Origin of the sequence: Lactobacillus leichmannii (genome assembly GCF_024701915.1) — a bacterium.
GTDB classification, from domain to species: Bacteria; Bacillota; Bacilli; order Lactobacillales; family Lactobacillaceae; genus Lactobacillus; species Lactobacillus delbrueckii.
Genome location: NZ_QOCY01000046.1, coordinates 52,560 through 67,741, shown reverse-complemented (window position 1 = coordinate 67,741; position 15,182 = coordinate 52,560). Strand labels below are relative to the sequence as shown.

The window sequence follows — 15,182 nt, the reverse complement described above, 5'->3', positions numbered from 1 at the left end:
AAAAGTCTGGTAAAATAGTAGCAAATTCATCTATTTTTTGGTAAAATAGAGAACGAATAAACAGGGAGGCATTTTGTATTTATGTCAGAAAACAATCAATTTTTAGATGCTCTTGCTCAAATGCAAGAAGTTAAGGCAGGCGACATCGTTGACGTTAACGTTTTGAGCGTTGAAGATGGCCAAATTAACGTTGGTGTTCAAGGCGCCGGCGTTGAAGGTGTAATCACTCGCCGTGATTTCACCAACGACCGTAGTGTCAACTTGCGTGACGAAGTTAAGCTAGGTGATACCTTCAAGGTTTACGTAGTTCGTCGTGCAGGCGGTGACAAGGAAAACGGTGAATTTTTCTTCTCAGTAACCCGCGTTAAGGAACGTGAAGCTTACGACAAGCTGCAAAAGGACTTCGAAGAAGGCAAGACTATCGAAGGTAAGGTTACTTCATCAGTTCGCGGTGGTTTGCTCGTTGATGTCGGCACCCGCGGCTTCTTGCCAGCAAGCTTGATCTCAAACCGCTTCGTTTCAGACCTTAAGCCTTACATCGGTAAGACTATCAAGGTTAAGATTACTGAAATCGACCCGGCTAAGAACCGTCTGATCCTTTCCCACAAGGAACTGATCGAAGAAGAACGCGAACAAGCCTTTGAAAACGTTGCTTCACAACTGGTTGTCGGCGACGTAGTTGAAGGCCGGGTATCACGCTTGACCAACTTTGGTTCATTCGTTGATATCGGCGGCGTTGACGGTTTGGTACACATCTCAGAAATTTCATACAAGCACGTTGACAAGCCAAGCGACGTCTTGAAGGTTGGCCAAGATGTTAAGGTTAAGGTTATTGGCATCGACAATGACCGTCACCGTATCTCCCTGTCAATCAAGCAAACTGAACCATCCCCATTCGAACAAGCTACTTCAAGCTTGAACGAAGGCGATGTAATTGAAGGCGAAGTTAAGTCTTTGACCAACTTCGGTGCCTTTGTTGAAGTTGCTGACGGCATCCAAGGCTTGGTACACGTTTCAGAAATTTCATACAAGCACGTTGACAAGCCAAGCGACGTCTTGACTGTAGGTCAAAAGGTCAAGGTTAAGGTTCTTAACATTGACCCAAGTAAAAGAAGAATCTCCCTGTCAATTAAGCAAGCTGATCCAGAGAACGCTTCTTCATCAAACGACAGACCTCGCGCACGTCGTTCATCAAACAACGACGCATTTGCTCGCAAGTACATGAACAACGACGACAACGGCTTCTCGCTTGGTGACATGATCGGTGACCAACTTAAGAACCGTTAATCAGCACTAAAAAGACCGACCGTTGGTCGGTCTTTTTGTTTGACAATAATCAATAGAAAGCAAAAGAGGTGAAAAGATGCCATTACCAATTGTTGCCATCGTAGGGCGGCCAAACGTGGGCAAGTCAACCCTGTTCAACCGGATTATCAATGAACGGGTGGCGATCGTGGAAGACCGGCCAGGCGTGACCCGGGACCGGAACTATGCCCGGGCCAGCTGGATGGGCCACCAGTTCAGCATCATCGACACCGGGGGGATTACCTGGGAAGACAGTACGATTGACGAAGAAATCCGGGCCCAGGCGGAAATCGCTATTGAAGAGGCCGACGTCATCGTCATGCTGGCCGATGCCAGCCAGGGGGTGACCAGTCTGGATGAACGGATCGCCCACCTGCTCTACCGGGCCGATAAGCCAGTTCTTTTGGCCGTTAACAAGGCAGACAACCCTGAGCAGCGGACCGATATCTATGACTTCTATAGCTTGGGCTTGGGCGACCCAATCCCGGTTTCCGGTTCCCACGGGACGGGGATCGGTGACCTGCTGGACGAAGTAGTCAAGAACTTCCCGGCCGATGCCGAAAAGACCGAAGAAGGGGTTATCTCCTTCAGCGTGATCGGCCGGCCAAACGTGGGCAAGTCATCCATCGTCAACCGCCTGTTGGGCGAAGAACGGGTGATTGTGGCCAACGAAGAAGGGACGACCAGAGACGCCATTGACACGCCATTCGTCAAGGATGGAACCAAGTTCCGGGTTGTTGACACAGCCGGGATCAGACGGCGGGGCAAGGTCTATGAGAAGACTGAAAAGTACTCCGTCATGCGGGCGATGAGCGCCATGGAACGGTCAGACGTGGCCATCCTGGTCCTGGATGCCAGCACCGGGATCAGAGAGCAGGACAAGCACGTGGCCGGCTACGCCCATGAAGCGGGCCTGGGGATGATTATCGCCGTCAACAAGTGGGACTTGCCGAAGAAGGACTCTTCATCCGGCAAGGACTTTGAAGCGGTGATCCGGGAAGAATTCTCCTACCTGGACTATGCCCCAATTGTCTTTGTTTCGGCCAAGACCGGCAAGAACATCGACCAATTGCCAAAGATGGTCAAGGAAGTTTACGAGAACAAGAACCAGCGGATCCAGTCATCCGTCTTAAACGACCTGCTCCTGGAAGCCAGCCGCTTGGTGCCGGCGCCGATGGTCAAGGGCAAGCGGCTACGGGTCTACTACATGACCCAGGTCAAGACCAATCCGCCGACTTTCGTTGTTTTCTGCAACGATCCAGAACTGATGCACTTCTCCTACCAGCGCTTTTTGATCAACCAGCTGCGGGAGAATTTCGACTTCACCGGGACCCCGATCAAGATCCTGCCGCGTAAGCGGAAGTAGGACCGGGCTTTTCTTTTTCAATTTGTGACATTCTCTTGAAAAAGTGCTAAGCCGCGGGCTAAAAGCCTTGTAGGGACAACGTTCTTGTGATATTTTAGAGAGCAGGGAATTAATTGAATGCAGCAAGCGCTCAGTGTCCCTCATTTCTACAAGAGAAATGAAGTGATTAGACGCGAGTCTAATTTATAGGAGGTGAATTCCACATGGCAAATAAGGCAGAATTAGTTTCAGAAGTAGCTGCAAAGACTAAGTTGACTAAGAAGGACGTTTCAGAAGCTGTTGACGCGGTTTTCGAAGCAATCCAAGAAGACTTGGCTAAGGGCGAAAAGGTGCAACTGATCGGCTTCGGCACTTTCGAAGTACGTGACCGTGCAGCTCGCAAGGGCCGCAACCCACAAACTGGTGCTGAAATTGAAATTCCAGCAAGCAAGGTTCCTGCATTTAAGCCAGGTAAGGCTCTTAAGGACGCTGTTAAGTAATTGACGCGCTTTAAAATAAAGAAACGCCGGTATTTCTGGCGTTTTTTTGTTTGGGCAAAAAACTTATTTAGCTGACTAGTTACGGTACAATAGTAAGCAGAAAGTGAGGACAAAGATGACATATTCTGAACAATTGTTGGACGCGATTCAAGGTCACCGTTTCAGCGAGAGCCGCGCCCTCTTGAAGCAGGCCCTGGAAAACGATGATCCGGAGATCCTGGCGTCTCTGGCGGAAAACCTGACCGACCTGGGCTTTACCGACCTGGCGAAGGAAGTCTACCGCAGCTTGATCGCTGATTTTCCCAATGAAGACCTCTTCAAGGTCTACCTGGCCGAAATCCTCCTCAATGACGGAGCAGAGGACGATGGCTTGACCCTGCTTTACAATGTGCCGGCTGATTCAGATGCCTATCTGGAAAGCCTCCTGGTCCAGGCTGACTACTACCAAAGCGAGGGCCTGATCGAAACGGCACGGGCCAAGATGGAGCAGGCCCGGCAGCAGGCCCCGGATGAAGATGCCATTACTTTTGGCCTGGCGGAACTGGACTACATGAGCGACTTGAACGACCAGGCCCTGCCTCTGTACCAGGACTTGCGGCAAAGACAGACCATGTTCGGGGAAGTCAATCTTAACCAGCGGGTCTTCCAGACCCTGGCTAAACTGGGCCGGTATGAAGAAGCAGCTGCTTTTATCAATGACCATAAAGAAGACCTCCTGGACATCGACGCCAAGTACCAAGCCGGGGTAATCATGGAAGAGGCCGGCCAGTTTGACAAGGCCATTTCCTTCCTTGATGATGTCATTAAGCAAAGCCCTGACTACGTTAACGCTTATCCTTTCCTGGCCAAGGCCTACCAGGAAGAAGACAACCCAGAAGAAGCCCTCTTTGCCGCTCAGACGGGCCTGGGCTACAATGAGCTGGATGAAGAGCTTTACCTGACTGGGGCTAAGGCAGCTGCCAAATTAGGCAAGGATGAGGATGCTGAGGACCTCTTGCAGCGGGGCCTTGAGGTCAACCCGGACAATTCCAGCCTCCGCCTCTTGCTGAGCGACCTCTACTTAGCCCAGGGGCGGGCAGAGGACTCCTTGGCCTTGTTTACTGCTCTGGCTGACAGCGATCTGGAGCCCCAGGCCCACTGGAACATGGCCCGGTCCTACCAGGAAATGAAAAAATATGACCAGGCCCTGCAGGAATATCTCTTGGCCTACCAGAGCCTGCAGACCAGTCCTGCCTTCTTGCGGGGAATGATCTCCTTTGCTCAAGAGAGCGCCCATGGCGATCTGGCCCGGCAATTGCTGGAAAAGTACTTGAAGCTTGTGCCAGATGACCAGGAAATGCAGGATCTTTACGAACAGCTGAGAAATTAGAATTTTGGATGATGACCAGCTTTTGCTGGTCATTTTTCTTTTTTAATATTTTCTAGCCTTTTAGCGGGCAGGGAAGAAAAGCGGTAGAATAAAAAGATAGACCATTAAACATTTTGGAGGGATGATTTTGCAATTCAGCTTTAACAAAAAGCGTGACCGGGCCGTCTACTGGAAGTACTCGGTCTTCTTCCTCTTTTTGGCGGCCTGTGTTTTTGGACCTTACTTGGTTACGGGCCATAGCCTGATCTGGAACACTGACACGGCCAACCAGCACCTGCCCTTGCTGGTCAAGTACCGGGAGTACGTGTTCAGTTTCCTGCGCCACTTAAGCCAGGGGCCAGCTGAATGGTCCTGGACAGTGACCTGTTTTCAGTCTTTTCTTACTATACGATTGGTGACGTCTTTGCCTATCTGGCCCTTTTATTTCCGACCAGCCACCTGGTCTTTGCCTACCAGCTGATCCTGCTGTTGCGCCTGTACTGCGTGGGCTTGGCCTTTGTTTATTTTGCCCGCCATTTTGACTTTAAAGACGGTGTTGTCTTGATTGGCAGCGGTGTCTACATGGTCAATGCCTACCTGCTGTACGCGGCCCTGGCCCAGCCGATGTTCACCACGACCTTTATTCTTTTTCCCTTGATCGTGGTCCAGCTGGAGCGACTCTTGCAGGGGGGCAGCGCCTGGCCCTTATTCGGGGTCTTTGTCTGGATGCTGGTCAGCAACTATTACCTGGCCTTTGTCCTGGGCCTGGGGGCAATCATTTACCTGTTTTTGCGCTGGGGCCTGGCTTATTGGAAAAAGATTCCTTTCTGGCCAACAATTAAGAAGCTCTTCTTTGCCAGTTTAGGAGCGGTCCTTCTGTCAGCCGGCCTGCTTTTGCCGGAACTTTTGGCCGTGGTCAACTCCACCCGAACCGGATCGCAGTTTGCCAATGGCTTGACCTTTTATCCGGCCTACTACTACTTGCTTTTGCCAAAGGAACTGATTGACGGGGACAACTGGAAGTTGATGTTCTGGTCAGCCTTGGGCCTGGCCAGCATCATCCTGCCGGCCCTGGTCTACCTCTTCCGTAACTGGCGCAAGTACCGGCTGGTCGCTGCTTCTCTGTTATTAGGGGCAGTCATGCTCTTGATCCCGGCAGTCGGGGCGGTTTTTAACGGGGGGATGTCAGCGTCAAACCGCTGGACTCTGCTCTTGTACCTGCCTTTTGCCTTCAGCGTGATGGTCTTTGTCAAGGCCATCAGTGAGCAGGCGGTCAGTCAAAAGGAGATGCGGCTGATTTTTACCACCAGCGGAATCTACCTGGTCTACCTGGTCGCCATGTCCTTTTTGGAAAATGACTACAAGCTCTTCTTGCCAGTCATCTTCCTCTTGCTCAGTCTGGGGGCCAGCTACCTGGTCAACGAAGGACGGGCTTTAAAGCGAGCGTTATTGCTTACTGTAGCGGCTAACTTGGCCTTTAACGCCCTGTACGCGGCTCTTCCATACAATGGCAACTTTGCGGCCAAAATGCTGGTCAGGGGGGAATATGAGCAAATCGCGGAAGACCGCTATGGCGGCTTGAACCATATCCTGCCGGCCGGCTTTTACCGGGTCAACACGGTGTCAAATAACCAGTTTGTCAGCCAGAAGAAGCTGTTTAACGACTTGACCAGCGGCCTGGCCAACGTGTCATCTTACTATTCCATCCAGAACCAGTACCTGGGTCAGTTCTCGACCGACCTGGGCAACCTGCAGTATGACAACAACATTCCCTTCCACCAGCTTGATGACCGGACGATATTGAACAATTTCCTGGGCGTCCGCTATATTTTTAACCAAAAATACTCAGTAAACGGTAGCAAGGTGCCCGGGACTTACGACCTGATCGCTGCTGGCAAGGAGAAAAAAGATCAAAATCAGGAGTCTGTCTACCAGGCCGAGCTCTACAAGACCACAGAGGCCTTCCCGCTGCTTTGGCTAAGCTATAAGGCAATTAGCCCCAGCCGCTACCAAAAACTGTCAGCGAGCCAAAAAGAGCGGGCTCTGGCCAGCGGGGTGGTGGCCAAGGGGGTTGGACTTAAAGCCGCGAAATTGACCGGGGTCAAGACCATCAAGGCCAGCCTGGTCGATGCCAGTGGTAAGAAGCTGAGCAAGAATAAATTGACCTATACGAACTCTGATGCCAGCTACAAGTTGAAGCTACACTTGTCAGATAGAGAAAAGGCCAAACTGGGCAAAAGCGAGTTGCATGTCGAGATCAGCCAGATTTCCTACCAGCCTTTCACTTTAAGCCAGCAGCTGGACTTGGAGCTGAAGAAGGCCAAGCAGGAGGCCGACCTGGCCGGGCAGACCTTTAATGAGCGGGCGACCCGCTACAAGTACTGGCGCTACCACCTTCTGGCCGGTTCACCAGACCCCAGCTACAAGCTGACGGTAACGGGGAAGAAGGCCAGTGAAACAATTGTGCAGAGAAGCCAGGATATGACTTCTTTTTACCGCCTGGTCGACAGCGCGGTCATGAACATGGGCACTTATCAGACTCTGCCCAATAGTCTGACTTTCCAGCCTTCAAAACTGGGGACCTACCGCTTCAAGATCAAAGTTGTAGCAATTCCTTTGAATCAAGAATACACGAAAGAAGTGCGGCAGATTCAAAAGCAGGGGGTCAAGCAGCTGAAACTCGCGCAAAACCAGCTGACCGGCCTCTTTACTAGCAATAAAGCCGGTGTCGTTACTTCGACCATCCCTTATTCAAACGGTTGGACGGCTACGGTTGACGGCAAGGCAGTCAAGGTAATTAAGACCAACACGGCCTTTGTCGGCTTCAAAATGCCAGCAGGCAAGCACCGCGTCCGCCTGGTTTACCGGACGCCGGGATTGCGAAGCGGCCTGCTGATTTCACTCTTGACGGCTTTAGCCATCTTGGTTTATGCCGCGTTTAGTCACAAAGAATGGCGGCGGGAATTCCGGGCCAAGAAGAAAGAAAAATAGTTTTTAATAGTCAAATGCCAATAAAAAAACGAGCCAGCTGGCTCGTTTTTTGTCTGCATATTTTTAAATTTCTGCTCTTATTCCTTGATCAGCTTGCGGGCAACCAGGTCATCCTTCATCAGTCTGGTCATCACCTGGGCAACTTCCTTGGCCCGGTCGTTGGAGTCTATGTGGATGGTCAAACCGTTGTCTGACTGGATCAAGGTGTGAGGAAGTTCAACCTGGTTGTACTTAAGGTCTGGGTCCAGGTCCGGCAGCATGTATTCCAAAGTTGCCGTCCAGCCCAAACCGCCGACTGCCATTTGCAGGGCGACTTCGTAGTCGTTGACCTTGATACTCTTGTTAACGGAGAGGTTCTGGTCTTCAAGCAGGTGGTCAACGGCCTTTTGGAAGCCGGAGTCATCGCTTAAGGAAACCATCTTTTCTTCGCTGAGGTCCATCAAGAGCTGCTGGCTGAACGGAACGTCCCGCTTGCCTTCTTGGTAAAGTTTGCTGGTTTCAGGGATGATCAAGAAGATCCGAGGCTGGAAGAGGAAGAAGTTCTTCAAGTTTTCCCCCCGCAGGAGCGGCCCCAGGTAGATGTCAACCATCCGGTTGTCGATCAAACGCTTGGCAGAGTTGATAGAGAAGGTCTTGATCAGTTCAAAGCGGGTGGTTTCAAACTGCTTTTGCAGAACGGGGATGATCTTCCTGCTTTCGCCTGGTGCCCAGATCGGGGAGAAACCGATCTTGATGTAGGACTGCTCTTCTTCAGTGAAGCGACGCAGGTCCTGTTCGATCTTCATCTGGTCGCTGTGCAGCTTGGCTAAGCCGTCGCAAAGGGTCCGGCCGGCTTCAGTCAGTTCAATCGGCAGGGTTCTTCTTTCCAGGAGAACGACATTGTATTTCTTTTCTGCCTTGCTCAAAACCTGGCTGACATATGGATGGCTCAAGAAAAGCTTCTTAGCGATATCGCTGACTGTCTGGCAGTCTTCAGCAGTAGTCAAGATTTGGTAAAGTACGTCTTGTTTCATCTTAAGGCTCTCTTTTAAGTAAATGAATTTACAAAATAAATTTTACAATAAGATTATTATAGCGCCTTTTTCTTATTAGTCAACGCCAATCATGCTTACTCAATTTTGACATAATATTCGGTGAAATTCAAATAATTACTGCTGATTTTTCGGATAAATGCGACTTTTCCAATCAAGAAAGAGGAATAAAAGCGGTATATGAAATCTGAATCATATATTTCCGAACTTATGTTGGCGGTTTTTAGCAGGAAATTTTGGCAAAAAAGTTTGAAAATTACTAAAAAACGTTTTAAAAAATGCTAAATTCTTGCTAAAAACTAAATTTTGGCAAAAATAAGAGGTAAGACTTAACGATGAGGAAAAAGACATGAACTTTCAACACTTGGAATACTTCAACGAGCTGGCTGAGACCCAGTATATGGCCCAGGCAGCGGAAAAACTGGGGATTTCCCAGCCAACCTTGAGCTACGCGGTCAAGAAACTGGAAGAGGAACTGGGCGTTCCCCTTTTTGAAAGAGAAGGCCGCAACATCCGCCTGACGGTTTACGGCAAGGTCTTCAAAGAGTACAGTGAAGCCGGGGTCCAGCAGATCCAGGAAGGGCGGCGGCAGTTGTCTGAGATGGCCCTGGGCGAAAGCGGCAAGCTGTCAATCGGGGTGGCTGAAATCGTGGCCCATAAATTCATTACCGATGTGATCAAGGACTACCGGCAGGTCAATCCGGAATACCGGATCGACTTCAATTTAAAGCGGGCCGTGACCGGCAAGCTCCTGGACATGCTGCAAAGCGGGGAACTGGACCTGGCCATTGTCACAACCCGGCCGGGTGAAAAGATTGCCGGCTTTGACTTAGTACCAATGATGCACAGAAAGCTGGAGCTGCTCTTGCCGGCGGGTCATGAACTGGCCAAGCAGAAGTCGGTCAGCTTGAAGCAGATCGAGCAGTATCCTTACCTGGCTTTTGGGGAAGAACATGCCTTGGCCGGGATCATCGCTGACGTTTTTGCTAAAAATGACATCCATCCCCAGATCAGCAGCGTGACTGACGATATGCGGACCCTGGTTGACCTGGTGGCGATCGGTGAAGGGGTGGCTCTCTTGCCTAAGTCCAAGTACCACGAATCTGCTGGTGCCATTGCCGTGCCGGTAAGGGAAGATACTTCTTACACCATCAGCCTGGCCAGCCGGAATCTGGCCCAAGAGCCGAAGGTTGCCCAGAAGATGGCTTCCTTTATCGTGGACTTCTGCCAGACCCGGGGCTTAACGTGGTCTTAATTCACTAGCGGTCTGGTCGTAATTCTTTTGCTTAAGGGCGATAGCAGCCTGCCTTTTCTCTTGCAGCAGGACCTGCTTGTGCCGGCCGCCGAAGCCAATCAACATGATGAACAAGGCGCCGACCAAGAAGAAGTTGCAGGCGGGACTGGCTGGTGATGAGGCCAAAGAGCCAGATCAAGGCAAAGAGAATGAAGATCCCGCAGCCAATCCAGGCCGGCTTTCTTTTGGCAAAAATCCGCAGAATCTTGCCAGTAAAGCGGGTAAACGCTGCCGAAAACTGGCCGGATAGTGCTATAATCTTGTTAAAGGTCTGCAATATGGCAGGCAAAAAGTCATGAATGGGAAATAAGACAGATGGCAAGGATTATTGATACTCAGCGAAAGTTACTGATCCAGCACGGCTTGCTGGAAGACATCAAGGAAGCAGGGGAGGAATACGGGAGTCTGACGGCCGCCCTGGCCGCTCCTGACTGGACCCTGCTGGACCGGGAGCTCAGCCCTTTATTTAAGCAGGTAAAGTTTTGCCTGCTTTTTGGGGAGGAAGAAGTTCCCGAACTTGCCGCGGCAAGTGAACTGTCCCGGCTTTTTCCGCTCTTAGCTAGCGACTGCCCGGACTTAAAGGAAAAACTGGCTGCTGGCCGGCTGGCGGTTAGTTTTTCACCGCAGAAAGAAAGCAACTTCTTCCTGCTGACCGGGAAAGACCAGTACCGCTTCTACTGGGGGCAGGGGGCGACCTACTCCTTAAGCAGCGGGGAAAAGACCGGTGACGACTGGGCCATGGTCCAGCAGCTGGTCAAAGAGCTGACGGCCAAGGCCAGAGATATTTTAGACAAGGAGATCTACCAGGGCTATTTGGACCTGGCAGAAGACAAGCGATCCCAGTACCTGCTGGAAGTCAGCGGCTTGGCAGATAAAATGGCTGAGGCACCTTTAAAGGATTTCAAAGAAGCGACCCGGCTAGGGCAATTAGGCCAAAGTCAGGCCGGCGTGTCCTTTAAGAAGACGGCCAAGCTCCTCCGCTTTAAAAGCGGGATTGACAAGGAGAACTTGACGGGAAAAAAGATCCTGGCTGATGAGGAATTGAGTAAGCGGCTCAGCCAGATCGTCTTTGGCGAAGGCAATGAAAATGGCGAGGCCATTGTTTTGCCGGATGAAAAGGCCCACTACCCGCGCCCCCTTTACCTGCAAGACCCGGTAACCGGGACGATTCTGGAGAAGCCGGCAATCGGCTCCTACCAGGAAGAACCAGTCGCGGTCCAAAAGCCGACCCGGCAGGACGTGTCAGCAATTTTTGACATTATCCGCTTCTACCGGGACCGCAAGCAGGATAATGAATCCCAGGCTGCCTTCTCCTTCTTGATGTATGTCCTGGAAAGCGGCAGCATCTGGAAGATCCGCCAGGCCATCGATGAGCGAAACGGGATCGTGGAAGACGTCCCGATCGTGGCCGGCCTGGTCGGGCAGGGGGAAACTGGCAAGTCGACCCTACTTAAAATTGCCTCCAACTTGACCATCGGCAATACCAAGGAGATCGTCCAGGCCAGTTCAGAAGACAAGCTCTTCGGGATGACGGCAGCGGTCAGAAAGAAGCTGCTGGCCGGCAAGAGCTTGAGCAAGCAGGACCGGGTCAGCGCCTACAGCTCCAACCCCAAGGTCATCAACAAGAATATCTGGAACTTTATCGACCACTACATGGATGAAGACCAGGTCATCACCCCGATCTGCATCGATGACCCGGAAGTCTCCCTCTTTTCTTCCAGCGCCGCCCAGAGCTTTTTGAAGAAACGGAGCAACCGGCATGGCGAGAAACTGGGAGTGGAACCGGTGGCCATTTTCAGCATGAACAGCAAGGGCAAGGATCTCGAGCTTTTGACTGAAGTTGGCCGCAGGGGCTACGTGATCAGCCAGGGCAACCAGTTCCGCAAGAAGACGGACGCGGACATCCACTTTTTTGAATACCTGGATGGCAATACCGACAACCACGGCCACTGGTTGAACAACACCCTCTTTCTTTACCTGACCCGGCAGATCGACCGCTGGCTGGAAGAGATGGATGACGAGGACTACTTGAAGCTCAAGCACGACTTCCTTTACCCGGTTAAGCACTCCTTCTGGCAGTTGGTTGAAGAATACGGCCTGGTCAACACGGAAACCAAGTACTACTTCCACATAAAGAACTACAATATTGTTGAGGACCTGGGCCGGCGGAACTGGAGCATTCTTTTGCACGATGAGGCGACCTTGCGGGAAATCACCTTTACCCGGGACAATCCGGAATGCATGATTCCCGCCCGGGTCTTCCCCAACAAGGGCAACGACATCAACCGCTACTTCGCATACCTGCCGGCTTCAGCTGAGATCTGCAAGACTTTTAACAGCCAGGGGCTGACGGTCAAGATGGCCAATATGGACCTCTGGCAGGGCAACCACTTGCTGATTGAGCGCTATGAGAAGGAAACTGGGATCGCGGCTGAGCGCTTTGAAATTGAAAAGGCCAGAGCCGTCGCGGAAGTCCAGGGGCAGAGAATGGTCGAAAACATTGCTCCATACTTGAAGAAGAATGCCAAAATGATGGACCGGATGATAAAGGTCACCGAGCAGAATGCCCAGCTTTTGGCGGAAAAGGAAGCCCAGGCTGAAAAGCAGCAGCAGGCAGAAGCTGAGAAGAAGGAGCAGGCCGACCAGATCCAGAAGCTGCAGGATGAACTGGCCCAGGCCAAGGAGGCCGCCAAGAGCGAGGAAAAGAAGCCCCGCGGCTTCTTCGACCGCTTTTTCAAGTAATTTTTTTAGAAAGAAGAGTAAAATGACCGACACGCAAAGCATGATTGCCGTTCAAGAAAAAGACAATACCGTTTCCAGCCTGGTCCTGGACCATGACGGGGACTTGGAAACCGCCGGCCGGATCCTGGAGGAAAACTACCAGGATTATGAGCAAGTCCTGGCCCTGGTCAGTTTGGGTGACTTAAAGAGGCTGGGGAAGACGGCGGAAGAAAGCCGGGCCTACTACCGGGACGAGCATGAAGACCAATTGGTCTTGGAAAATTACGCGGACACGGAAGTTTTTGACCGGGCTACTGAAGAGCAGGGGGACTACCTGGCCTGCTGCTTTTTGTACTGCAAGTATGAAGGTGACTTCCAGTGGCTGGTCAGAGATTTTTCCACGGGCGACAAGCGCTTTAAGCCGCTGAAGGAAGCTCTGGCTAGAAAAGAGGACCGGAAATGACGAATTTGGCCCAGCTGACCTGACCTTTTTTAAAAAAGTGCCTGCCGGCAGCTTGGCAGCGAAAGGCTTAACCAAGGCGGCCTGGGTGAAATTGACCGGGGTCAGCCTGGGCAGGCTGGACAAGTGGCTGGGCTCAGAAAGCAGCGGCGACTGGCTGGCCTGGGACCTGGCCTTGACCGCCAAGGAAAATTTGAAATAGCATGCAAAAAGGCTAGAAGCAGTAAGTGCTTCTAGCCTTTTAATTTAAGCCAGTTCATGCATGGCTGGCAATTTGCCCTCTTCCAGCCAGTCATAAAAGTCCTGGCTGGCGGTAGACATGGTCCGCTCGGGGATGGCTGTGCCATAGTTGACCTCGTTTTTTCCGGACAGGGGAACGACTGTCAAGTCCTTCAGCTGGTCAGGCAAGAGGAAGTTGGGCAGGATGCCGATGCCCAGGCCCGCCTTGATGCTGAGCATGGCAGCGTTGATGGAGTTGGCCGAAGTTACCTTGAGGTGGGGTAGTTTCTGCCAGAGGATCTTTTGCAAAGAGTACTGGCCAGGGGTGCAGATATTGTCACTTAAGAAGATAACTCTTTGCTTGTCCAGGTCGCTGTGCTTGACCGATCCGCGGATGGCAAAATCATAGTCCTGATGGAAAACGGCACAGTACTTGCCTGTTAAAAGCGGCTTGAATTTGACATTGGCACTCGGACTCAAGGAGTCTTGGCTTAAGAAGACGATATCCAGGGCGCCTTCGTTTAAGAGGCCAACCAGGTCCCGGTTGTTATGGCTTTCGATGTAAAATTGGACCTTGGGATTTTCCGCTTGGTAGGCCTTGATGCTTTTAGACAAGGCAAAGATCTCGTAAGGGGAATTGCTGATGCCGATGGTGATCTTGTCTCTGGCCTGCTCGTTTAGGGCTTCCAGCTGCCTTAAAGTGTCCACGTAATTGTGGTGGACAGGGCGGATGTCTTCATAAAAGGCCTTGCCAACTGGGGTTAAGGAGACCTTCTTCCTGGTCCGGTAGAAAAGGTCGGCCCCGATATAGCGCTCCATCGAGGAAATGGTCTGGGAGACCGCCGACTGGGAGACCCCCATATTCATGGCTGTCCCGGAGAAGCTCAGGGTTTCAGCCAGGTTAATAAAAATTGCCAAGTGTTCTGTGTTCATTCTTTGCTCTCCAGCACCTTATTTTGTGACCGGGTGGGTGGCCGGCAGCCCCCGCTCTTTGACCCAGGCGATAAAGTCGGTGGCCGGTGACTTCCGGTCCTTCAAGGTGACGATGCCGATTTCATCAGTAACTCCCTTTTCCAAAGGGAAAAGCTCCAGCTGGTCATCGCTGGGGTCAACGACAAAGTCAGCACAGATGCCGATGCCCAGGCCGGCGGAAATCATCTGGGTGTAGTCGGCCATGTTGTTAGCTATGGCATAGTCCAGGCTGGCCAGGTCCCGGCTTAAAGCATTCTGCAGGGAGTTCTGCTTGGGCAGGCACCAGCTGTTGTCCAGGAAGATCAAGCGCTCCTTAGACAAATCCTTCATGGTAACGGGCGAATTGCCCATGTAGCAGTAGTTCTTGCTGCAGACGGCATAAAAGCGTCCTTCCAGCAGCTTGTCGTAAGTTAGGGTGATGCCGGAGTCGATTGATTCTGGTCCGGTCAAGATCACGTCGCAAAAGCCCTGCTTTAAGCGGGCAACCATGGTCCGGTGGTCGTAATTTTCCAAGAAGATCTTGACTTCCGGTCTGACCTTCCGGTATTCATGGATCAACTGGTTGATGGCGTAGCGGTCATAACCGGACCCGGAGAAGCCGATGGTCAAGAGAGTATTAACTGACTGGGCCACTTCCCGGGCATGGGTGACGGCCTTGTTGAACTGGGTGATGACCGGCTGCATCCCCTGGTAAAAGAGCTGGCCGGCCGGGGTCAAATTGACTTCTTTGCGGCTGCGGTAGAAGAGCTTGGTATTTAAGTAGCGCTCTAATGAAGAAATTGACTGGGAAACAGCCGACTGGGTAATATTCATGTTTTGAGCAGTCCGCGAGAAGTTCAGGCTTTCTGCCAAATCAAGGAAAATTTTGATTTTATCGGTATTCATGGATAGTATTAGTCTTTCTGATTAATTTTGCTTGTCCTCGTTATGAGGAAAGAATACCCCATTATTTAGTCCGAGTCAAAGAACTGGTTTAAAAAATTGATCAAAAAAGTA

General features: G+C 51.4%; 12 protein-coding genes and 1 pseudogene. 10 read left to right on the top strand and 3 right to left on the bottom strand.

Annotated features, from left to right (window positions below; genetic code table 11):
• Positions 1–81 precede the first annotated feature (81 nt).
• The 5 genes and pseudogenes from rpsA to DS743_RS06890 all read left to right on the top strand — a co-directional run bounded on the left by rpsA (position 82) and on the right by DS743_RS06890 (position 7,489).
• Positions 82–1,287, top strand: coding sequence for a 30S ribosomal protein S1 (gene rpsA, locus DS743_RS06915; RefSeq protein WP_003617641.1), 1,206 nt, complete (start codon positions 82–84; stop codon positions 1,285–1,287).
• A 76-nt stretch (positions 1,288–1,363) separates the two neighbouring features.
• Complete coding sequence (gene der, locus DS743_RS06910) at positions 1,364–2,671, top strand: ribosome biogenesis GTPase Der (RefSeq protein ID WP_003617643.1); 1,308 nt, start codon at positions 1,364–1,366, stop codon at positions 2,669–2,671.
• Positions 2,672–2,874: 203 nt separating this feature from the next.
• Entirely contained in the window at positions 2,875–3,150 is a 276-nt protein-coding gene (gene hbs, locus DS743_RS06905) for a non-specific DNA-binding protein Hbs (protein WP_002877566.1), read from the top strand.
• Positions 3,151–3,265: 115 nt separating this feature from the next.
• Complete coding sequence (locus tag DS743_RS06900; RefSeq protein ID WP_035185432.1) at positions 3,266–4,519, top strand: tetratricopeptide repeat protein; 1,254 nt, start codon at positions 3,266–3,268, stop codon at positions 4,517–4,519.
• Positions 4,520–4,640: 121 nt separating this feature from the next.
• Positions 4,641–7,489, top strand: a pseudogene (locus DS743_RS06890) (YfhO family protein).
• A gap of 77 nt (positions 7,490–7,566) precedes the next feature.
• Here DS743_RS06890 and DS743_RS06885 read toward each other — a convergent pair.
• Entirely contained in the window at positions 7,567–8,502 is a 936-nt protein-coding gene (locus DS743_RS06885) for a LysR substrate-binding domain-containing protein (RefSeq protein ID WP_035185430.1), read from the bottom strand.
• Between the two features lie 367 nt (positions 8,503–8,869).
• On the opposite strand from DS743_RS06885, the gene DS743_RS06880 reads away from it, so the two are divergent.
• The 5 genes from DS743_RS06880 to DS743_RS06860 all read left to right on the top strand — a co-directional run bounded on the left by DS743_RS06880 (position 8,870) and on the right by DS743_RS06860 (position 13,197).
• Positions 8,870–9,775, top strand: a complete 906-nt coding sequence (locus DS743_RS06880) for a LysR family transcriptional regulator (RefSeq protein ID WP_072544211.1) — start codon at positions 8,870–8,872, stop codon at positions 9,773–9,775.
• Between the two features lie 103 nt (positions 9,776–9,878).
• The gene (locus DS743_RS06875; protein WP_171031064.1) at positions 9,879–10,064 is read left to right on the top strand and encodes a hypothetical protein; all 186 of its coding nucleotides are present in this window, start codon (positions 9,879–9,881) and stop codon (positions 10,062–10,064) included.
• A 65-nt stretch (positions 10,065–10,129) separates the two neighbouring features.
• Positions 10,130–12,556, top strand: a complete 2,427-nt coding sequence (locus DS743_RS06870; protein WP_072544210.1) for an Aq_aa27 family P-loop NTPase — start codon at positions 10,130–10,132, stop codon at positions 12,554–12,556.
• A 22-nt stretch (positions 12,557–12,578) separates the two neighbouring features.
• Entirely contained in the window at positions 12,579–12,998 is a 420-nt protein-coding gene (locus DS743_RS06865) for a hypothetical protein (RefSeq protein WP_002877544.1), read from the top strand.
• A 52-nt stretch (positions 12,999–13,050) separates the two neighbouring features.
• Positions 13,051–13,197 (top strand): hypothetical protein, encoded by a 147-nt coding sequence (locus tag DS743_RS06860; protein ID WP_155114311.1) that lies wholly within the window; start codon positions 13,051–13,053, stop codon positions 13,195–13,197.
• A gap of 44 nt (positions 13,198–13,241) precedes the next feature.
• Here DS743_RS06860 and DS743_RS06855 read toward each other — a convergent pair whose 3' ends face one another.
• Both DS743_RS06855 and DS743_RS06850 read right to left on the bottom strand, forming a co-directional pair.
• Positions 13,242–14,147, bottom strand: coding sequence for a LysR family transcriptional regulator (locus DS743_RS06855; RefSeq protein ID WP_003611089.1), 906 nt, complete (start codon positions 14,145–14,147; stop codon positions 13,242–13,244).
• Between the two features lie 18 nt (positions 14,148–14,165).
• Positions 14,166–15,071, bottom strand: coding sequence for a LysR family transcriptional regulator (locus DS743_RS06850; RefSeq protein WP_035185426.1), 906 nt, complete (start codon positions 15,069–15,071; stop codon positions 14,166–14,168).
• Between the last annotated feature and the right edge of the window lie 111 nt (positions 15,072–15,182).